General features: G+C 59.5%; 10 protein-coding genes. 5 read left to right on the top strand and 5 right to left on the bottom strand.

What is annotated here, in order from left to right; genetic code table 11:
• Position 1: 1 nt before the first annotated feature.
• From ATI14_RS24425 to ATI14_RS24405, 5 genes are all read right to left on the bottom strand, one after another.
• Positions 2–928 (bottom strand): carbohydrate ABC transporter permease, encoded by a 927-nt coding sequence (locus ATI14_RS24425; protein ID WP_016968928.1) that lies wholly within the window; start codon positions 926–928, stop codon positions 2–4.
• A 165-nt stretch (positions 929–1093) separates the two neighbouring features.
• Complete coding sequence (locus ATI14_RS24420) at positions 1094–2416, bottom strand: ABC transporter substrate-binding protein (RefSeq protein WP_017254958.1); 1323 nt, start codon at positions 2414–2416, stop codon at positions 1094–1096.
• Between the two features lie 281 nt (positions 2417–2697).
• On the bottom strand, positions 2698–7818 hold the full coding sequence (locus ATI14_RS24415; protein WP_016968963.1) for a hypothetical protein: 5121 nt from the start codon (positions 7816–7818) through the stop codon (positions 2698–2700).
• Positions 7819–7986: 168 nt separating this feature from the next.
• The gene (locus ATI14_RS24410) at positions 7987–8892 is read right to left on the bottom strand and encodes an AraC family transcriptional regulator (RefSeq protein WP_016968962.1); all 906 of its coding nucleotides are present in this window, start codon (positions 8890–8892) and stop codon (positions 7987–7989) included.
• Positions 8893–8964: 72 nt separating this feature from the next.
• The gene (locus ATI14_RS24405) at positions 8965–10254 is read right to left on the bottom strand and encodes a glycosyltransferase (protein WP_016968961.1); all 1290 of its coding nucleotides are present in this window, start codon (positions 10252–10254) and stop codon (positions 8965–8967) included.
• A 157-nt stretch (positions 10255–10411) separates the two neighbouring features.
• On the opposite strand from ATI14_RS24405, the gene tpx reads away from it, so the two are divergent.
• The 5 genes from tpx to ATI14_RS24380 all read left to right on the top strand — a co-directional run bounded on the left by tpx (position 10412) and on the right by ATI14_RS24380 (position 20128).
• A complete protein-coding gene (tpx, locus tag ATI14_RS24400; RefSeq protein ID WP_016968960.1) occupies positions 10412–10912 on the top strand; it encodes a thiol peroxidase in 501 nt (166 codons plus the stop codon).
• A 231-nt stretch (positions 10913–11143) separates the two neighbouring features.
• Positions 11144–12448: an MdtA/MuxA family multidrug efflux RND transporter periplasmic adaptor subunit gene (locus ATI14_RS24395; protein ID WP_016968959.1), complete on the top strand. Its 1305-nt coding sequence runs from the start codon at positions 11144–11146 to the stop codon at positions 12446–12448.
• Positions 12445–15546, top strand: a complete 3102-nt coding sequence (locus ATI14_RS24390; RefSeq protein ID WP_016968958.1) for an MdtB/MuxB family multidrug efflux RND transporter permease subunit — start codon at positions 12445–12447, stop codon at positions 15544–15546. The genes ATI14_RS24395 and ATI14_RS24390 overlap by 4 nt, the downstream gene beginning before the upstream one ends.
• Positions 15543–18650: an efflux RND transporter permease subunit gene (locus ATI14_RS24385; protein ID WP_016968957.1), complete on the top strand. Its 3108-nt coding sequence runs from the start codon at positions 15543–15545 to the stop codon at positions 18648–18650. The genes ATI14_RS24390 and ATI14_RS24385 overlap by 4 nt, the downstream gene beginning before the upstream one ends.
• Positions 18647–20128, top strand: a complete 1482-nt coding sequence (locus ATI14_RS24380) for an efflux transporter outer membrane subunit (protein ID WP_080520751.1) — start codon at positions 18647–18649, stop codon at positions 20126–20128. The genes ATI14_RS24385 and ATI14_RS24380 overlap by 4 nt, the downstream gene beginning before the upstream one ends.
• Positions 20129–20495: the final 367 nt, after the last annotated feature.

Raw genomic sequence — 20495 nt, 5'->3', positions numbered from 1 at the left:
CTCAAGGCTTGTCAGTCAGGTTTTTGCCGATCATCCGCACCAGGATGATCGCCGCGATATTGGCGATGACCACGGCAATCAAGCCGCCGGCAGACGCCATGCCCACGTCGAATTGCACCAGCGCCTGGTTGTAGATCAGGTAGGCGAGGTTGGTTGACGCGTAGCCCGGGCCACCGTTGGTGGTGGTAAAGATTTCGGCGAATACCGAGAGCAAAAAGATCGTTTCGATCATCACCACCACGGCAATCGGGCGGGCCAGGTGGGGCAGGGTGAGGTGCCAGAAAATCGCGATGGCGCCCGCACCGTCCAGGCGCGCAGCTTCCTTCTGTTCCTGGTCGAGGGACTGCATGGCGGTCATCAGCAGCAAAATGGCGAAGGGCAGCCATTGCCACGACACAATGATGATGATCGACAGCAGCGGGTAGTGTGCCAGCCAGTCCACCGGCTCGGCGCCAAACAGCTTCCACACGGCGGCGAGCACGCCCGACACCGGGTGGAAAATCAGGTTCTTCCAGATCAGCGCACCGACGGTGGGCATGATGAAGAACGGCGAAATCAGCAACACCCGCACTACGCCGCGGCCGAAGAACTCGCTGGCCTCCAGCAAGGCGCTGATGAGTACGCCGAACACCACGCTGATCAGCAGCACGCTGCCCACCAGCAACAACGTGTTGGTGGCGCCGGGCAGGAAGCCCGAGTCGGTGATGAAGTAGGTGAAGTTTTCCAGCCCCACGAATTCGTTTTCGCCGGGGTAGAGCAGGTTGTAGCGGATCAGCGAAAAGTACAGGGTCATGCCCAGTGGCACGATCATCCACAGCAACAGCATGGCCACCGAGGGGCTGACGAGGAACCAGCCGGGGTTGGCCAGGCGGTTTTTGCGCGGCTTGTCCGGCACAGCGGTTTGCACTTGGGCAGTGTTGGTATTCATAGGGTCAGAACCAGTCAGGTACATGCAGAACTAGAGTCGAAGCGCGGTCAGTGTGGGAGCTGGCTTGCCGGCGATGCACGCACCCCGGTCTTGCAGCCAAACCGAGCGGATGCCATCGCAGGCAAGCCAGCTCCCACACAAAGCCTTTATCGCGGTGATGCTCAGTTATTTGGGGTAACCGGCCCGCTTCATTTCACGCTCGGTGGTGGTCTGCGCGGCGGTCAGTGCGGCATCGACCGTTTGCTGACCGGTCAGCGCGCCCGAGAAGAACTTGCCGACCTGGGTACCAATCGCCTGGAATTCAGGAATGGTCACCAGCTGGATACCGATGTACGGCACCGGCTTGAGGGTCGGTTTGGTCGGGTCCGCGACTTTCAGCGATTCCAGGGTGACCTTGGCGAACGGTGCGGCTTTCATGTATTCGTCGCTGTAGGTCGACTTGCGCGTACCTGGCGGTACGTTGGCGATGCCGTCGGTCTTGGCCACGAGCTGGCTGTATTCCTTGGAGGTGGCCCAGCTGGTGAACACTTTGGCGGCGTCCTTGGCTTTGGAACTGGTCGGAATCGCCAGGCTCCAGGAGTACAGCCACGAGGTGCCCTTGTCGGTCTTCTCGTGCGGGGCGAAGGTGAAGCCGACGTGGTCGGAGACTTTGCTCTGGGTCTTGTCGGTCACGAACGAGCCGGCGACGCTGGCATCGACCCAGATCGCGCACTTGCCGCTGTTGAACAGCGCCAGGTTTTCGTTGAAACCGTTGCTGGAGGCGCCCGGCGGGCCGGATTTCTTCATGTTGTCGACGTAGAAGGTCAGCGCGTCCTTCCATTCAGGGCCATTGAATTCCGGTTGCCACTTCTCATCGAACCAGCGTGCACCGTAGCCGTTGGCCAGGGTGGTGATCAGCGCCATGTTTTCACCCCAACCGGCTTTGCCGCGCAGGCACAGGCCGTATTGCTCTTTGGATTTGTCGGTGAGTTTGGCCGCGAATTCGCCGATCTGGGTCCAGGTCGGGTGCTCGGGCATGGTCAGCCCGGCGTCCTTGAACAGGTCGGTGCGGTAGTAGGTGATCGAGCTTTCGGCGTAGAACGGCAGGGCGTACAGCGAGCCTTTGACGGACAGGCCGTCACGCACCGATGGGAAAACGTCGTCAAGATCGTAGGACGCCGGCAGATCTTTCATCGGCTCCAGCCAGCCCTTGGCGCCCCACAGTGCAGCTTCGTACATGCCGATGGTCAGCACGTCGAACTGTCCACCCTGGGTGGCGATGTCGGTGGTCAGGCGCTGGCGCAGCACGTTTTCTTCGAGCACCACCCAGTTCAGCTTGATCTCCGGATGCTCGGTCTCGAAGGTTTTCGAGAGCTTTTGCATGCGGATCATGTCGCTGTTGTTGACGGTGGCAATGGTCAGGGTCTGCGCGCCAAAGCTGACGGCGCTGAGGGTCATGCAGGTCATCATGCAGGTAGAGGCAAGCAGAGCTTTTGCTGTGAACTTCATCGCGCACTCCATTTCCGCGCCCAGGGGGCTGCAGAAGGACAGTTATTGTTGTTGTGTCTTCCTGCAAGGAGCCAGGAAGAGTGTGCGGTTGATTACAGCCTTGAAATGGGGTTGTGACAAATCCTTGGGCGCACTTGGACTGATACTTTTTTGCACTCCGTTGGCAATGGGTCGAAACAGTCAACCCATGGGATGGTTGGTCGTTCGTCCAGTCGCAATGCTGCAACCTGAGGCTGCCGCTCCCGGGCAACCTCACTGGCAGGTTCCGCTTGACCTCAGATTCACTTTATCTTGGGTGGGCCAAAATGCACCGGCGCATACTCCACAGGCATCGTGATATAAACCGGTTGTGCTGTTGTGCCTATATTGACGTCAATGGTCGTTCCAACATCTTTTCTGACTTCCAAGACATCGAGTTTGTTTTTGACCAGTTTATTAAGCTGAATTTCTGCCCATTCCTCGACATCAGCTTGAGAGAATTTCGGGAATTTTCTTCTGGTTTCCCGCAGTAGCCGTTGGTATTCCATACTCAACTCTGTTCCTTCAAGCCAATCCGTGGTGACGGTGCTCTCAAAGCCTTTTACCGGGACACCGGTAATCTTTTGTAGTTGGGCAGCATACGAGGCCTCTCCGCCACTCGCGGAATAGCACGTCAAAGTCCGAACGTTCGGGTAATCACGAATATTAACCCCCCTGGCGAGGAGTTTTTGATCAACCTCAGCGGCAGAATATAAAGCGTCGTTGTCGCCGATGATCTTTATGGCATCCCCAGGCTTCTCGGGCTGTGGGCCATGCCCCATGATATTGAGCCGAGGCTTGCCATCATAGGTGTCCACAAATGTCTGAATCTCTCCATCCAGGGCTTTGACGTTTTCCAGGGGGCCGCCCAATCGTATATGGCCGATCCGTTCGCGACCTTCGGCGATGACCCCTTCCAATGCAGGCCCTTCTGCTTCCATTTTCAAGGCATTGTAGGAGTAGCGCTGACCATTCTCGAGTATCGTGCTGGCCTTAATGCGCTCTGCGGTGTCTGCGCGCAGCACCTTGCGATCCGCAATGACAGCATCCTGGATACCGTTTTCGGTGGCCTGTTGCACCAACGGGCTGGACTGCAGCCGACTGACGCCCTTGATCGCTTCCGAGGTGGCGGCGGTGCTCATATCGATGAGCGCAACGTTTTCGGCCCCTTTAACCCCAAACTTCTCGATAAACCCTGCTGCCACCTTGGCAGCCCCCCAAGACGCCGCAGTTTTTGCCAGCCCCCAGAACATGCCGGCGCCCTCTGTGCCAACAATGATCGCGGCATCGATGGCAAGGTCAAGGAATGCCTTGGAGTATTGGCCGTAATAGAGGTCTTCCAGACTGCTGGCGCCCGGCAAGCTGTGCCAAAGGGCCCTGAAGACATCACGGGGTTCTGTCACTTTTTCAAGCGTGTTGGTGAACTTATTACGGTGAAGGTTGAAAAACTCGGCTTTATACAAGTAGGTCGAATCGATCATGACTTTGGCAAGTTTTGAGACTCTGCCTGTCACGTAGTTGGGGGAGAAAGGGTCATTTTCTTTATGGGCTGGTAAGGAAACTTCCAGTGGCCAGGGTTCATTATTGTCATCCAGGAGATGTTGATCGGTACTGCGCAGTACGACCTCTGATTTAACCCCCGATTTGGGCTCAGTGCCGTTTTTAAACGCCTCGGCGTCAATTTCCAGGCTGACTTTCTGACCCAATGGTGTTTCAGGATCAATGTCGGGAATTCTTATAATTTGGCCCCACGCCGGATAGACCGCAAAATCTCTTCTGACCCCGTTGTAGATCGACGTGATCACCATGCCGCTGCCGGCGCCTTCAACGTTCAAAAACTCTACGTTGCCATAGAGCAGGCTTTTGTATTCATCGAGCGGTAGCTTTTTGAGCATGTTTTCGAACAACGTTGCGGTATGACGCCTGCGAAGATCGAAATCTGCCTTTATGGCTTTATCGAATTCATCGTTGATAACCGGGAAGCCAGGCTCTTTGGCTTTTTCACGGATGCTGTCGAAATCTACATGTTTGCCCATCTGTATCCAGCTTTCGTCCAGCCTGCCAGTTTCATAGATTTCCACGAGACTGTAGTGACCATCACTGATGACACCGGCGAAATGGTTTTCCTGCATAAATCCTGTTTCATAATCATTATCGGTGCCGCACTTTTCTCTTAGCACCTTAAGCGCCATGTCCCGTCTATTGGGCGGGTTGTTTGTGCTCAGCCAGCGGACCGCTTCAGCCGTGCGGTTAGCCTGTGCCTGGAGTTTTTGCTGACTATCTTTCAACTGGTCCAGGGTGTAGTTGTTCTTGTCGACCTTGTTGTTGAGGGCCGCCCAATCCAGTAAGGGGTTCATCTGCGCATAGCTCTTTATCTGCGCTTCCAGTGCTGAAACAGGCTGGATATTGTAATGACTCATGACCTGCTCGTAGGTCATGTTTGCGGCAGCGCCAGGGGCCGTCCATTCGATCTGGTTAACCGCCGCCGTAAAATTGAACCACTCGAGAGAGCCCAGAGTGACTTTTTTCGGTACGTCCTTGACCAGTAATTGCGGCGCCGCCCCTGATAACAGCAAGTGCGAAACGACAGGTGCAAGGTTGGAAGGTATATTTTTGTTGGCAGTCAGGTATTGGTTAAACCGGTCGCGGATAAACCGAGTGCTACGACCGACATAATCAGGGTCCGTTAAATCAGCGCCGGCGACGGTCTTGTGTTGAGTGCCGGCCGTTGGATCAAGCTCCAGCACCAAGGCGGTCAATAGCCATTGCTTCAGGCTGGTTGGGGTGATAGCCCCCTTCATCCGAGTTTGCAGGAAATCGGCGAGTTCAAGTGCGTCGTCACTGCTGAGCAATTGCTCCAGGGCTTGTTGGGGGTTGGCGTCCAGGTTGGCAATCTTGCTGCTGAGGTAGTTGAGGAGGGTCTCATCGGTCCCGATCTTGTTTTTTACCTCTTTGATCAGTGCGTCGCGTTGCGCGTTACTCAACGGCAGTTGAGTTGACAGAAATCCCCAGCGATTGCCCAAGGGAGGAGCAGGCGCAACCTGTGTCTGCAAGGCGGCGAGCAAATTGTCACTGCCTGCCTTTGACGGTATTGGGTACCAGCCATTGTTCGAGATGAATGCTGTAACCGTTGTCACGCTTTTAGGCTGATGAGAAGAGTCCGGATCGACGACGAAGGGCTTGAGGCCAGTGTCAGCAGTCCAGTTTTTCAGTTCGTGGATCAGCGCATAACGGTCGTTGCTATCACCCAGTGCAGTTTTCTGGCGGATTAGCCAAGTCACTATTTTTTTCGGGTTAGCGGGGGCTGCGGGGAACCGTGGGGTGCGGCCGATCAATGCAGTCTGTTGATCGAACGCCGAGCTGTTGGGGTCAGCATTGAGGTTATAAAAATGGGCCACCCACTGGTACGGCACGCCGCTGGTTTCGGCGTGAGAGAGTGAGATCGATTGGCCGGGCTTTGCAAATGCCTGCGCGGCGCTCAACACGGGTGTGAGCACGTCAAAATGCTTGGGGTACTTTTGCGCAAAGTCAGTGGCGGTGAAACGCTTGTCAGCACCCTTGACCTTGGCGATCAGTGCATTGTCCGCGGGGTCATAGCGCAAGGAAGTCAGGTCAATATTCTGTTCGCGTGCCCATTCGTTGAAACCACGGCCCTTAAGGGCTTTATCGAGGTAGGCCTGCCATTGCCCGAGCAGGCTGTTGCCCGGTATTGGCTGGATGATTTTCGACGCGAACTGGGCCGGGTTGGTTTTCAGTTCGAGCATTGCCTTGTGCACGGTTTTTGCCAGATCACTTTCGGCGATTGCCCAAAGGTCTTCGGTGCTATCTTCGCTTGCCGCGTGTACCGGGAGGTTGGCTTTGACGGTGGCCGTCAGGGTTTCCATAGGCGAGGGCGATAGCGTCGTGCCTTCCAGTTGTCGCACCCTGTCCCGCTGGCGCTGCTGTACGGCGACGGCAGGGGGATCGCCGGGCAGAGGGGCGGTCAGCGCCTTGAAGCCATCGTTACCGGTCATCTCAGCGATGCGACGCAGGGTGTTCGCGAGTTGGCGCTGTTCCCAGCCCTTTTTTCGAGCGTCCTCCTGGTGAGGGTAGGGTTCGTTGTAAAACGTCATGACTTGAGACAGAGGGGCGGTGTTGTCGGTGGGGTAGGTCACATCGTCTTCGGAACCGGCCGCCATCTGGAGCACTGCATCTTTTATTTCGGCCCAGGTATCACTCCAGCCGGACAGATCGTTCAGATTGAATGGGGTGTTGACGCCTTTGACCGTGCCCATCAGTTCACCGCTGACAGGGTTGATGCGTACGCTGCTGGGGGCGAGTTCGTTCTCTTTGGCAAAGGCGGTAAAAACGCTGCCCGTCAGCGCTTTCAAAAGGTTCTTGCGTACCAGATTGAAAGTTGAATACTCAGGAATGTCCTGCAGAGTGGGCGATGGCTCATATTGATCAGTTTCCGGGATCAGTTTCATCATCCCGCGAGCTGCCAACTGTGCCAGTTCCTGGTCGGCGCGTTGAACCTTTTGTGGTGCGGTAAGGGGTGCAAATTTGTTCAGAATCTCGCGCAGCGCAGGCAGGGGTAGATCCGCGATGTGTTGGCGGGCGTCTGCTTGTTTTTGTTTAATGGGTGCGTCGAGCGGATTCGAGCTGCTGAGCGACTTGAAGTTTTCGTCACGCAATAATTGTCCTGCGGCAGACAAAAGGGCGGTGCTGTCGGTGGTTGCGGGTTCTGAAAAACCGTAAAAGTCACTGACGTCATTACGATAGGCGTGATCGCGACCACTGAAACTAACGACGGTCTGATTTCTCCCCATCAACTGTTTTGCGGCGGCTAAAACTTCAGCTGAGGCGGCCGCCCACACTTCGTCGTCATGCTCAAATTGTAGGTAATGGCCCTTAGATACTTTATTGGCTGCCTGCAGAACGCCGTCCTCCCGGAAATACAGTTCCGACACGTCAAGCGAATAGGTCTGAGCAAACGATTTGAACGGCTCAGCCTCCACCGCATCAGCAAGTCTGGATAATGCCTGACCAAAGGTGGAGTACGGCGGGACGGGAACGTTGTCAATCTCGTTCAGGACACGTTCATCCAGAAGACTCTGCCTGCGGACCAAAGCATTCCCGACACTTATAGCGAGTTGTCGGTCGCCCTGCTCAATCAGGGCTTTCGCGAACTGGCGAACCGACTCTTTGAGGGGCGCCCCCTGTGCAGGGTCGTTCTGCAAATCTCGACGTGAGCGCGACAATGTAGGCGTAGACCGTACGTTGGCTACGCTGAGGAGCGGATGGTCGGCTGCTGCTTGTTGTGAGACGGCATGGTTTTTTTGGGGGATGGGTTGATTGGACTGAAAGGCGGGGGTGTTAATTGAAAATAGCCGTATGTTAATCAAGCTGTAGCTCCTTTTTTATCTGCGTGTCAGAAAAGCACCGCTTTTCGCAAGAAAGCATGTAAGTACTTACGCTGAGTTGCAGGAGGAGCGATCAGGTTCCTTGCTCAGTGGATGAAACGGTTTCGCTTTGCTGGCGTTATTGTTCAACGTGTTTCACTGGACTCGTGGTCAGGCCAGGTTCTGCTCCGTCAAACGCTGAACCGCCAGGCGGCGATAGTGGGAAGGGGTCATGCCCTTGAGCTGCTGAAAGCGCCGGTTGAAGTTGGAGATGTTGTTGAAGCCTGACTCAAAGCACACATCCGTCACGGCTTTATCGCCGTCGGCCAGCAACTCGCAGGACTTGCTGATACGCAGCCGATTAACAAACTCAATAAACGTACGCCCGGTCGCCTGTTTGAATACCCGTGAAAAATACGTCGGTTTCATCCCCAGGTATTCCGCGACTTCTTCCAGTGACAATTCCCGCGCGTAGTGCGCAAAGATGTAATCCACCGCGCGGTTGGTGCGGTCGATGCTGTGTTCGTCCGCCAGTTGCGGCGTGGTCACGCCGGACAGCAACTGATAGTCCTCACACGCGCTCAGCACGTCCAGCAGGATGAAGAAGTGCCCCAGCCGCGCCATGCCCTGGGCGTCTTCGATGCGTTGCATCAGGCTCATGGCCTGGGCAATGGTTTTTTTGCAGCGAAACTCGATGCCGTATTGCGCGCGTTCCAGCAGCGGCGCGAGGGTCCTGAGTTCGGCGAAGATCTGGCTGCCGCTTTCGAACAGTTCGTCGGTGAAGTTCACCAGCATGTCGCGCTTGGGCACCACCTCGTCTTCCTCCACCTGGCTGATCCAGTTGTGCGGCAGGTTGGGGCCGGTGAGGAACAGGCTTTCGGGATAGAAGTTGCCGATGTAGTCGCCGATAAACACCTTGCCGGAGCTGGCGACGATCAGGTGCAGCTCGTATTCCTTGTGGAAGTGCCAGCGCACCAGCGGGCAGGGGAAGCCGTGCTGGCGATAGATGATGGACAGGCCGTTATGGTCGTCCATCAGCTCGTAGGAAGGGTCGGTGATACGCGTTGCTCGGGTCATGCTGCCGTCGCTTTTATTGTGGTCGCTGCACGGGATAATGCCCCCTCGCGCGCGACCTCGCCAGCGCCGGTGTCAAATCACACGGTTTTTTGCCTCGATCCACTGGGACATGTACTGGGTACTTTTATGCGCATGGTGGCGCAACATGCTGCCGGTAAAGTTGCGCCGGCGATGGGCGTCCAGGTCGCGGCGGCAACGCTCCAGGCAGGCCACCAGCGCCGGGCCGTGCAAGCTTTGGTCGTAGCGGTGCGCCAGCAGCTGGCGGCCGTCTTCCTGGGCCTGGGTCCAACGTGCGCGGTCCTGATACAGCGCCACCGCCGCAGCCGCCAGGGCCGGGGCGCTGTGTTCGATCACCCCCGGCCACGGCTGATCGTTGCCCATGGCTTCGGCGCCGATGGGTGTGGTGATATTCGGCGTGCCGCAGAGCATGGCATCCGCGAGCTTGCCCTTGATGCCGGCACCAAAGCGCAACGGCGCCAGGCAGATACGCGCCGCGGTCATGACCTGCAGGGCATCTTCCGCCCAGTTCATTACATGAAACCCCTGGGCCGGATTGTGCAGGGCGGTGGCCTTGGGCGGCGTGTAGGCACCGTAGATGTGCAGTTGCGCTCCCGGCAATTGCTGGCGGATCAGCGGCCACAGGCTGTTTTTCATCCAGAGCACCGCGTCCCAATTGGGCGCGTGGCGGAAATTGCCGATGCTCAAAAAGTGCGCACGGTCTTCAAACGGCGCGAAGGGCTTCACCGGCGGTTCCAGCATCAACGGGCACCAGTGGAGCAGGGCGGCGGGCACTTTGAAGTGATCGGTGAGCAGGCGGATTTCCACGTCGGAGATCATCAAGCTGATATCGCAGCGGTAAATCGCGGCGATTTCGCGTTTGGCCAGGTCGGTGTCGGCCATCAGCAGGAACTCTTCCTCCAGCGCGGGAGTAAACAGCGCGGTGAAGTCGTCGCGGTCGGGATGGGCCTTGAGGTGGTCCTTGAAGCGCTGGTGCCGCGCGTCACGCAGGCTTTGCAGGTCAGAGGTTTCCAGCACGCGCAGGGCATCGGGGCAGCATTTTTCCACGCGCCAGCCGAATTGCTCTTCCATCATGAAACGGTCGAACAGCACGATGTCCGGGGCCAGCTCGCGGATAAAATCGTCGAAACTGCTGTTATTCAGCTCGATGGCGCACTCGGCAATACCCAGCGCGGGCAGGTCGGCCTTGTGCTCGCCAAGGGTTGCCGGGCTGCTGAAGGTGATGGCCCAGCCGCTGTCGAGAAAACTCTGCAGAATCTGCATCATGTGCCCGCCGGCGGCCGAGGAACGGGGTTCCGGCCAGACGTAACCAATGACCAGGACTTTGGTGGCGGGCTGATTCATCTAAAGCAGATCCTTGAAGGGCGGGCGCAAAGCGCGCAATTAAACCACACCTGCGCGGCATGACAATTTGTGTGCGGTGGTAGGTAGTCACTGCACTTTGTGGTTAACTTCGGCCTCTCGAATTCGTTTCAATAAACCCAGCATAAGGATTCCGTTCATGGCTCAAGTCACCCACCGTGGCAACCCAATCAAGGTTGAAGGCGAGCTGCCGCAAACCGGTACCCAGGCTCCAGACTTCATCTTGACCGCCGGCGATCTGTCGGACGCAACCCTGGCCACTTTCGCCGGCAAGCGCAAAGTGCTGAACATCTTCCCAAGCGTTGACACCCCGACCTGCGCCACCTCGGTTCGCAAGTTCAACGCCCAGGCCAACGACCTGAACAACGCTGTGGTGCTGTGCATCTCCAGCGACCTGCCATTTGCCCAGGCGCGCTTCTGCGGTGCTGAAGGCCTGGAAAACGTGAAGAACCTGTCGGACTTCCGTGACCCGGGTTTCGCCGTTGACTACGGCGTCTCGATTGCCGAAGGCGCACTGCGTGGCCTGACCGCCCGTGCCGTGGTGGTGCTGGACGAGAACAACAACGTGCTGCACAGCGAGCTAGTTGCTGAAATCGGCCAAGAGCCGAACTACGAAGCAGCCCTGGCTGTTTTGAAGTAACTGTTTCGGCGCATTACTGTCGTTTGGCAGTAACACGCTTGATGCATGATTGCGGCCTGGCCTAGTCCAGGCCGTTTTTATTTAGGGCTCAAACGCTTAGCGAAATAGCCCGCGGACTAAGGTCAGAAGTTAAAAGTTGTAAGTCCAAGGTAAATAGCCGGTAAAGGCGCTTTTCTTAATGCGCCCCAGTGCTTATCTTTCAGCCTCCCAAAGAAGAAGCTCTCGCGCCCAATGGTTGATCATTCCATGCAATCCTCCCCCCGCAATTCCCGCCGCTGGCTGTTTGGCCTGCTGGTACTGCTGGTCATCGCCGGCCTGTGCTGGAAATTTTGGCCCGGCAACCACAAGGATGCCGCCGAGAAGAAGCCGGCCGGGCATGCCGGCAAGTCGGGGATGATGCGCCCGGGGTTCGGTGGGTCTACCGGCCCGATCCCGGTGCGGGTGGCGCCTGCAGTGCTTGGAGAGTTCCCGGTGTACTACAAGGCACTGGGCACGGTGACGGCGCTCAACACCATTAATGTACGCAGCCGGGTGGGCGGCGAGTTGGTGAAAATCGCCTTTGAAGAAGGGCAGATGGTCAAGGCCGGCGACCTGCTGGCGGAAATCGACCCGCGCAGCTACCAGAATGCCTTGCTGCAAGCCCAGGGCACGCTGCTGCAAAACCAGGCCCAACTGAAAAACGCCCAGGTTGACGTGCAGCGTTACCGCGACCTGTACGCCCAGGACAGTATCGCCAAGCAGACCCTGGACACCGCAGAAGCGCTGGTCCTGCAGTATCAGGGCACGGTCAAGACCAACCAGGGCGCGGTGGACGACGCCAGACTCAACCTTGAATTCACCAAAATCCGTGCGCCGATCAGCGGCCGGGTCGGCTTGCGCCAGGTTGACGTGGGCAACCTGGTGGCGGCAAACGACACCACCTCTCTGGCCGTGATCACCCAGACCCAACCCATCAGCGTGGTCTTCACGCTGCCGGAAAATACCCTGGACACCGTGCTCACCCGCTACCACGCCGGCAACAAACTGCCCGTGGAAGCCTGGGACCGTGGCGACGTGAAAAAACAGGCCGTCGGTGTGCTGCAAAGCCTCGACAACCAGATTGACGTCACCACCGGCACCCTGAAATTCAAGGGCCGCTTCGATAACAAGGACCAGGCGCTGTTCCCCAACCAGTTCGTCAATGTGCACCTGCTGGCCGATACCTTGCACAACGTGGTGCTGGCACCGTCTGCCGCGATCCAGTTCGGCAACAACGGCACCTTTGTCTACAAGCTCGACGGCGACAAGAAGGTCAAGGTCCAGCCGCTGGTGGTGGGTGACACCGATGGTGACAACACCGTGATCAAGGAAGGCCTGGCCGCCGGCGACCGTGTGGTACTGGAAGGCACCGACCGCCTCAAGGACGGCAGCGAAATCGAAGTGGTCAACGACAGCAGCGAAGTCCCGACCACGCCCACCGGGCACCTGCAAGGCAAGCCCGCAGCGAAAGGGGAGACCGGCGCTGACGCCGGCAAGGCGCAAAAGGTCGGCGCATGAACCTGTCGCGGCTGTTTATCCTTCGCCCGGTTGCCACCACGCTGAGCATGCTGGCCATTGTGTTGGCCGGCCTCATCGCTTACCGCTTGCTGCCGGTCTCGGCCTTGCCTCAGGTGGATTACCCGACCATTCGGGTAATGACCCTGTACCCCGGCGCCAGCCCGGACGTGATGACCAGTGCGGTCACCGCGCCGCTCGAGCGCCAGTTCGGGCAAATGCCCGGCCTCACGCAAATGGCCTCCACCAGTTCCGGTGGCGCGTCGGTGCTGACCCTGCGCTTCAACCTCGACATCAATATGGATGTCGCCGAGCAACAGGTGCAGGCCGCGATCAACGCCGCCACTAACCTGTTGCCCAAGGATTTGCCGGCGCCGCCGGTGTACAACAAGGTCAACCCGGCGGACACCCCGGTGCTGACCCTGGCAATCACCTCCAAGACCATGCTGTTGCCCAAATTGAATGATTTGGTCGACACGCGCATGGCGCAGAAAATCGCGCAGATCAGCGGCGTCGGCATGGTCAGCATCGCCGGTGGCCAGCGCCAGGCCGTGCGCATCAAGGTCAACCCCGAGGCCCTGGCGGCCAATGGCTTGAACCTGTCGGACGTGCGCACCCTGATCGCCGCGTCCAACGTCAACCAGCCCAAAGGCAACTTTGACGGCCCGACCCGCGTGTCGATGCTCGACGCCAACGACCAGTTGGTCTCGCCCCAGCAATATGCCGAACTGATCCTGGCCTACAACAATGGCGCGCCGCTGCGCTTGAAAGACGTTGCGCAAATCGTCGATGGCGCCGAAAACGAACGGCTTGCCGCCTGGGCCAATGAAAACCAGGCCGTGCTGCTGAATATCCAGCGCCAGCCGGGCGCGAACGTGATTGAAGTGGTCGACCGTATCAAGGCGTTGCTGCCGAGCATCACCGACAACCTGCCAGCCGGTCTCGACGTGACCGTGCTCACCGATCGCACCCAGACCATCCGCGCCTCGGTCACCGATGTACAACACGAATTGCTGATCGCCATTGCCCTGGTGGTGATGGTGACCTTCCTGTTCCTGCGCCGTTTCAGCGCCACCATTATTCCGTCCATTGCCGTGCCGCTGTCGCTGGTGGGCACCTTTGGCGTGATGTACCTGGCCGGCTTCTCCATCAACAACCTGACGCTGATGGCCCTGACCATCGCCACCGGTTTTGTGGTGGACGACGCCATCGTGATGCTCGAGAACATCTCCCGTTACATCGAGGAAGGCGAGACACCCATGGCCGCCGCCCTCAAGGGCGCCCGGCAAATCGGCTTTACCCTGGTGTCGTTGACCCTGTCGCTGATTGCGGTGTTGATCCCGCTGTTGTTCATGGCTGACGTGGTAGGGCGCTTGTTCCGCGAGTTCGCCATTACCCTGGCGGTGGCGATCCTGATTTCTCTGGTGGTATCCCTCACGCTGACGCCCATGATGTGCGCGCGCCTGCTCAAGCGCGAACCCAAGGAAGACGAACAGGGCCGCTTCTACAAGGCCAGCGGCGCCTGGATCGACTGGCTGATCGAAGCCTACGGGCGCAAATTGCAGTGGGTGCTCAAGCACCAGCCGCTGACCTTGCTGGTGGCCATCGCCACGTTGGGCCTCACGGTGTTTCTGTACCTGGTGGTGCCCAAGGGCTTTTTCCCGGTGCAGGACACCGGGGTGATCCAGGGGATTTCCGAGGCGCCGCAGTCGATTTCCTTTGCGGCGATGAGCCAGCGCCAGCAGGAATTGGCCAAGGTGATCCTGGCTGACCCGTCGGTTGAAAGCCTCTCGTCCTACATCGGCGTGGACGGTGACAACGCGACCCTCAACAGTGGCCGCCTGTTGATCAACCTCAAGCCCCACGGCCAGCGCGACCTGAGCGCCGCGCAAGTCATCACGCGCCTGCAGCCGCAAATCGACAAGCTGGTCGGCATCCGTCTGTTCATGCAGCCGGTGCAGGACCTGACCATCGAAGACCGCGTCAGCCGCACCCAGTACCAGTTCAGCATGTCGTCGCCCGATGCCGAACTGCTGGCGCTGTGGAGCGACAAGCTGGTGCACGCCCTCAGCCAGTTGCCGGAACTTACCGACGTCGCCAGCGACCTGCAGGACAAAGGCTTGCAGGTGTTCCTGGTGATCGACCGCGACGCGGCCTCGCGCCTGGGCGTCAGTGTGTCGACCATCACCGACGCGTTGTACGATGCCTTCGGCCAACGGCAGATTTCCACCATCTATACCCAGGCCAGCCAGTACCGCGTGGTGCTGCAGGCTCAATCGGGTGAGACCCTCGGCCCGGCTGCACTGAACCAGATCCACGTGAAAACCACCGACGGCGGCCAGGTGCGGCTGTCGAGCCTGGCCCATGTGGAGCAGCGCCAGGCGCAGTTGGCCATCGCCCATATCGGCCAGTTCCCGGCGGTGATGATGTCGTTCAACCTGGCCCCCGGCGTTGCGCTGGGCAAAGGCGTGGAACTGATTAACCAGACCCAGAAAGACATCGGCATGCCGGTAGGCGTGCAGACCCAGTTCCAGGGCGCGGCCCAGGCGTTCGAAGCCTCGCTGTCGAGCACCTTGCTGCTGATTCTGGCGGCGGTGGTGACCATGTACATCGTGCTCGGTGTGCTGTACGAGAGTTACATCCACCCGATCACCATTCTTTCCACCTTGCCGTCGGCAGCGGTGGGGGCCTTGCTCGCGTTGCTGCTCAGCGGCAATGACCTGGGCATGATCGCGATCATCGGCATCATTTTGCTGATCGGCATCGTGAAAAAGAACGCGATCATGATGATTGACTTCGCCCTCGACGCCGAACGTAACCAGGGGCTGGACCCGCAGACGGCGATTTATCAGGCGGCGCTGCTGCGGTTCCGGCCGATCCTGATGACCACCCTGGCCGCATTGTTCGGCGCCGTGCCGTTGATGCTGGCCACCGGTTCCGGCGCCGAATTGCGCCAGCCGCTGGGCCTGGTGATGGTCGGCGGTTTGCTGGTGAGCCAGGTGCTGACCCTGTTCACCACGCCGGTGATCTACCTGTACTTCGACCGCCTTGGCCGTCGCTGGCGCAAAGAGCCGCAAAGCCTGGAGCCGGTTGAGTCATGAACCTCTCCGGACCTTTCATTCGCCGGCCGGTCGCGACCATGCTGCTGAGCCTGGCGATCATGTTGCTGGGCGGTGTCAGCTTCAACTTGCTGCCGGTGTCGCCGCTGCCGCAGATCGATTTTCCGGTGATCGTGGTCTCGGCCAGCTTGCCCGGTGCGAGCCCCGAGGTGATGGCGTCTACCGTCGCCACACCGCTGGAGCGCTCGTTCGGCGCGATTGCCGGCATCACCACCATGAGCAGTTCGTCGAGCCAGGGCTCCACGCGGGTGATTCTGGCGTTTGATTCCGACCGCGACATCAACGGCGCGGCGCGGGAAGTGCAGGCGGCCATCAACGCCTCGCGCAACCTGCTGCCCAGCGGCATGCGCAGCATGCCCACCTACAAGAAGATCAACCCGTCCCAGGCGCCGATCATGGTGCTGTCGCTGACCTCGGACGTGTTGCAAAAGGGCCAACTCTACGACCTGGCATCCACCATCCTCTCGCAAAGCCTGTCCCAGGTGCCGGGCGTGGGCGAAGTGCAGATCGGCGGCAGCTCGTTGCCGGCGGTGCGCATCGAGCTGGAGCCCAAGGCGCTGGACCAGTACGGCGTGGCGCTGGACGATGTGCGCAACACCATCGCCAATGCCAACCAGCGCCGGCCCAAGGGCTCGCTGGAAGACAGCGAGCGCAACTGGCAGATCCAGGCCAACGACCAGTTGGAAAAAGCCAAGGACTATGAGCCGTTGCTGATTCGCTACCAGAACGGTGCGGCGCTGCGCCTGGGGGATGTGGCGAAGATCAGTGACGGCGTGGAAGACCGCTACAACAGTGGTTTCTTCAACAATGATTCGGCGGTGCTGCTGGTGATCAACCGCCAGTCCGGCGCCAACATCATCGAGACGGTGCGGCAGATCAAGGCGCAGTTGCCGGCCTTGCAGGCGGTGTTGCCGTCCAGCGTCAAGCTCAACCTGGCCATGGACCGCTCGCCGGTGATCACCGCGACCCTGCATGAAGCCGAAATGACCTTGCTGATCGCCGTGGCCCTGGTGATTCTGGTGGTGTATCTGTTTTTGGGTAATTTCCGCGCGTCCCTGATCCCGACCCTGGCGGTTCCGGTGTCGCTGGTGGGCACCTTTGCGGTGATGTACCTGTGCGGATTTTCGTTGAACAACTTCTCGCTGATGGCGCTGATCCTGGCCACCGGCCTGGTGGTGGACGACGCCATTGTGGTGCTGGAGAACATTTCCCGGCATATCGACGAAGGCGTGCCGCCGATGAAGGCGGCGTACCTGGGCGCTCAGGAAGTCGGCTTTACCTTGCTGTCGATGAACGTGTCGCTGGTGGCGGTGTTCCTGTCGATCCTGTTTATGGGCGGCATCGTCACGAATTTGTTCCGCGAGTTTTCCATCACCTTGTCGGCGGCGATCATCGTGTCGCTGATCGTCTCGCTGACCTTGACCCCGATGCTCTGCGCGCGCTGGCTCAAGCCGCATATCAAGGGGCACATGACCGGTTTGCAGCGCTGGAGCCAGCGGATCAACGACCGCATGGTGGCCGTTTACGCCACCAGCCTGGATTGGGTGCTGCGCCATCGACGCCTGACCCTGCTCAGCCTGTTCGTGACCATCGGCGTTAACGTGGCGCTGTATGTGGTGGTGCCGAAAACCTTCATGCCCCAACAGGACACCGGCCAGTTGATCGGCTTTGTGCGCGGCGATGACGGGCTGTCGTTCAATGTGATGCAGCCGAAGATGGAGACCTTCCGCAAAGCAGTGCTCAAGGACCCCGCAGTGCTCAGCGTGGCCGGGTTCATCGGCGGCAACAACGGCACCAATAACGCGGTGATGCTGGTGCGGCTCAAGCCCATCGCCGAACGCAGGATCTCGGCCCAGGCGGTGATCGAGCGCCTGCGCAAGGATGTGCCGCTGGTGCCCGGCGGGCGCCTGTTCCTGATGGCCGACCAAGACCTGCAATTCGGCGGCAGTCGCGACCAGACCAGCGCGCAATATTCCTACATTCTGCAAAGCGGTGATCTGGCCGCGCTGCGCCTGTGGTACCCGAAAGTGGTCGCCGCCTTGCGCGAGCTGCCGGAGCTGACCGCCATCGACGCCCGTGAAGGCCGCGGCGCGGCGCAGGTGACGCTGGTGGTCGACCGCGATCAGGCCAAACGCCTGGGCATCGACATGAGCATGGTCACGGCGGTGCTGAACAACGCCTACAGCCAGCGACAGATTTCCACCATCTACGACAGCCTCAACCAGTACCAGGTGGTGATGGAGGTCAACCCGAAATACGCCCAGGACCCCATCACCCTGAACCAGATGCAGGTGATCACCTCCACGGGCGCGCGGGTGCCGCTGTCGACCATTGCACACTACGAAAACAGCCTGGCCGATGACCGCGTCAGCCATGAAGGCCAGTTCGCTTCGGAAAACATTGCCTTCGACATGTCGCCGGGCGTGACGGTGGAGCAGGGCACGGCCGCCATCGAGCGGGCGATTGCCAAGGTCGGGTTGCCCGAAGACGTGATCGCCAAGATGGCCGGCACCGCCGATGCGTTTGCGGCGACGCAGAAAGGCCAGCCGTTCATGATTCTCGGCGCGCTGGTGGCGGTGTATCTGGTATTGGGCATTCTGTATGAAAGCTACATTCACCCGCTGACCATTCTCTCGACGTTGCCGTCGGCGGGGGTTGGCGCGATGCTTGCCATCTACCTCACGGGCGGCGAGTTCAGCCTGATTTCTCTGCTGGGCCTGTTCCTGCTGATCGGCGTGGTCAAGAAAAACGCGATCTTGATGATCGACCTGGCCTTGCAACTGGAGCGTCACGATGGCCTGGGCCCGCTGGAATCGATCCGCAGTGCCTGCCTGCTGCGTTTGCGGCCGATCCTGATGACCACCTTGGCGGCGATTCTGGGGGCCTTGCCCTTGCTGCTTGGCACGGGGGATGGTGCAGAGATGCGTCACCCGCTGGGCCTGACCATCATTGGCGGCCTGGTCTTCAGCCAGATCCTGACCCTTTACACCACCCCGGTGGTTTACCTCTACCTCGACCGCGCGCGCCACCGTTTCAACGCCTGGCGCGGCGTGCGTACCGATGCTGCCCTGGACACTGCGCTATGACCGATTCAACACCCGACCTGTGGCAAGGGAGCAAGCTCCCTTTCCACACTATCAAGTTGGCAGTGGTAGTGCTCTGCGGCGCCTTGCTCAGTGCCTGCGCCATTGGCCCGGACTACAAACGCCCGGAAGTTGTCGAGCCTGCGCAGTTCAAGGAGGCCCAGGGCTGGCGTCAGGCTAGCCCCAGTGACGCCCTCGCCCGAGGCGCGTGGTGGGAGTTGTACGGTGACCGTCAACTCAATGAGCTGGTGACACGCCTCAACAATTCCAACCAGACCGTGGCCCAGGCCGAGGCGCGTTTTCGCCAGGCCCAGGCCCAGGTGCGCAGCGCGCGGGGGACGTTTTTCCCCACGGTTGACCTGAGCGTCGGGAAAACCCGCGCCAGCCAGGGCACCGGCAGCAGCAACGCCAGCCTCAGCAGCTCCAGCAGCGGGATTCGCGACACCCTCAACGCCCAGTTGGGCGTGAGTTGGGAGGCGGACGTATGGGGCAAGCTGCGCCGTGGCCTTGAGGCCAATGAAGCCACCGCCGAAGCCAGCTCCGCCGACCTGGCGGCGATGCGTTTGAGCCAGCAGTCGGAGTTGGTGCAGGACTACCTGCAACTGCGCGTCATGGATCAACAGACCCGCCTGCTGCAAGCCACGCTGGACACCTACCAGCGCTCGCTGAAAATGACCGAAAACCAGTACCGCGCCGGTGTGTCCGGCAAGGACGCGATCGCCCAGGCGCAAACCCAGCTCAAGACCACCCAGGCCAGCTTGATCGACCTGATCTGGCAGCGCGCCCAGCTTGAAAATGCCATCGCCGTGTTGATCGGCGAAGCGCCGGCCAATTTCAACCTGGCGGTGAGCCAGGACATTCCGGCACTGCCGCAGATTCCGGTGAGCGTGCCTTCGCAACTGCTGGAGCGCCGCCCGGACATTGCTTCTGCCGAGCGCTCGGTGATTGCGGCCAATGCCAATATCGGTGTGGCCAAGGCGGCCTACTACCCGGATCTGACCTTGAGCCTGGCGGGCGGCTACTCCAGCAGTACCTATGCCGACTGGATCAGCTTGCCGAACCGCTTCTGGTCGGTCGGGCCGAAGCTGGCCATGACACTGTTCGACGGCGGGCAGCGTTCGGCCGAAGTCGACCGCACAGTGGCGACCTATGACGAGACGGTGGCGAAGTACCGGCAGACCGTGCTGGATGGCTTTCGCGAAGTTGAAAACTATATGGTGCAGTTGAAAGTGCTGGAAGACGAGGCGGTGGTCAGCAACGAAGCGCTCGACGCCGCGCGCGAGTCGCTGCGCTTGACCGAGAACCAGTACAAGGCCGGGTTGATAGCGTACCTGGACGTGGTGACGGTGCAGGCGACGGCGTTGAGTAACGAGCGCACGGTGCTGACGTTGCTGCAGACGCGACTGGTGGCGAGTGTGCAGTTGATTGCCGCGTTGGGCGGGGGGTGGGATGGGCACACCTCGTATTCGGGTAAGGAGTGATTGGGGGGTATATCCGTTATTTGGGTGATGGCCAGCTATGGTTCCGCCCTTACGGCGGGTCACTTTGAAAAGCGCAAAGTAACCAACCGCTCTTGCCACTATCCACGGATTCAAGCCTGCGATCGACCAGCGTGTTTAACGGGGCGCCCAGGATCAAAATCAAAAGCACGGCGGCCTGAGTGGTTGAATCAAAAGCGCTGTTTTTGCCAGGGCAGGTTGCATTCACCCTGATAAATGAATATCCAACTGTGGGAGCGGGCTTGCCCGCGAAAGCGGTGTGTCAGCCAGCATCCATGTAACTGACAGACCGCCTTCGCGGGCAAGCCCGCTCCCACATTTTTGACCGAGTCAAACTTCAATATCTGCA

The sequence above is a fragment of the Pseudomonas tolaasii NCPPB 2192 genome (assembly GCF_002813445.1).
GTDB lineage: Bacteria > Pseudomonadota > Gammaproteobacteria > Pseudomonadales > Pseudomonadaceae > Aquipseudomonas > Aquipseudomonas tolaasii.
Note: the sequence above shows the minus strand (reverse complement) of the source record. Positions and strands in the feature narration are given on the sequence as shown.

Excerpts from the sequence above, each read along its gene's own strand:
- ATI14_RS24405 (WP_016968961.1), bottom strand. The coding sequence starts at position 10,254 with ATGAATCAGCCCGCCACCAAAGTCCTGGTCATTGGTTACGTCTGGCCG.
- ATI14_RS24420 (WP_017254958.1), bottom strand. The coding sequence starts at position 2,416 with ATGAAGTTCACAGCAAAAGCTCTGCTTGCCTCTACCTGCATGATGACC.
- tpx (WP_016968960.1), top strand. The coding sequence starts at position 10,412 with ATGGCTCAAGTCACCCACCGTGGCAACCCAATCAAGGTTGAAGGCGAG.
- ATI14_RS24395 (WP_016968959.1), top strand. The coding sequence starts at position 11,144 with ATGGTTGATCATTCCATGCAATCCTCCCCCCGCAATTCCCGCCGCTGG.
- ATI14_RS24385 (WP_016968957.1), top strand. The coding sequence starts at position 15,543 with ATGAACCTCTCCGGACCTTTCATTCGCCGGCCGGTCGCGACCATGCTG.
- ATI14_RS24380 (WP_080520751.1), top strand. The coding sequence starts at position 18,647 with ATGACCGATTCAACACCCGACCTGTGGCAAGGGAGCAAGCTCCCTTTC.
- ATI14_RS24410 (WP_016968962.1), bottom strand. The coding sequence starts at position 8,892 with ATGACCCGAGCAACGCGTATCACCGACCCTTCCTACGAGCTGATGGAC.
- ATI14_RS24425 (WP_016968928.1), bottom strand. The coding sequence starts at position 928 with ATGAATACCAACACTGCCCAAGTGCAAACCGCTGTGCCGGACAAGCCG.
- ATI14_RS24390 (WP_016968958.1), top strand. The coding sequence starts at position 12,445 with ATGAACCTGTCGCGGCTGTTTATCCTTCGCCCGGTTGCCACCACGCTG.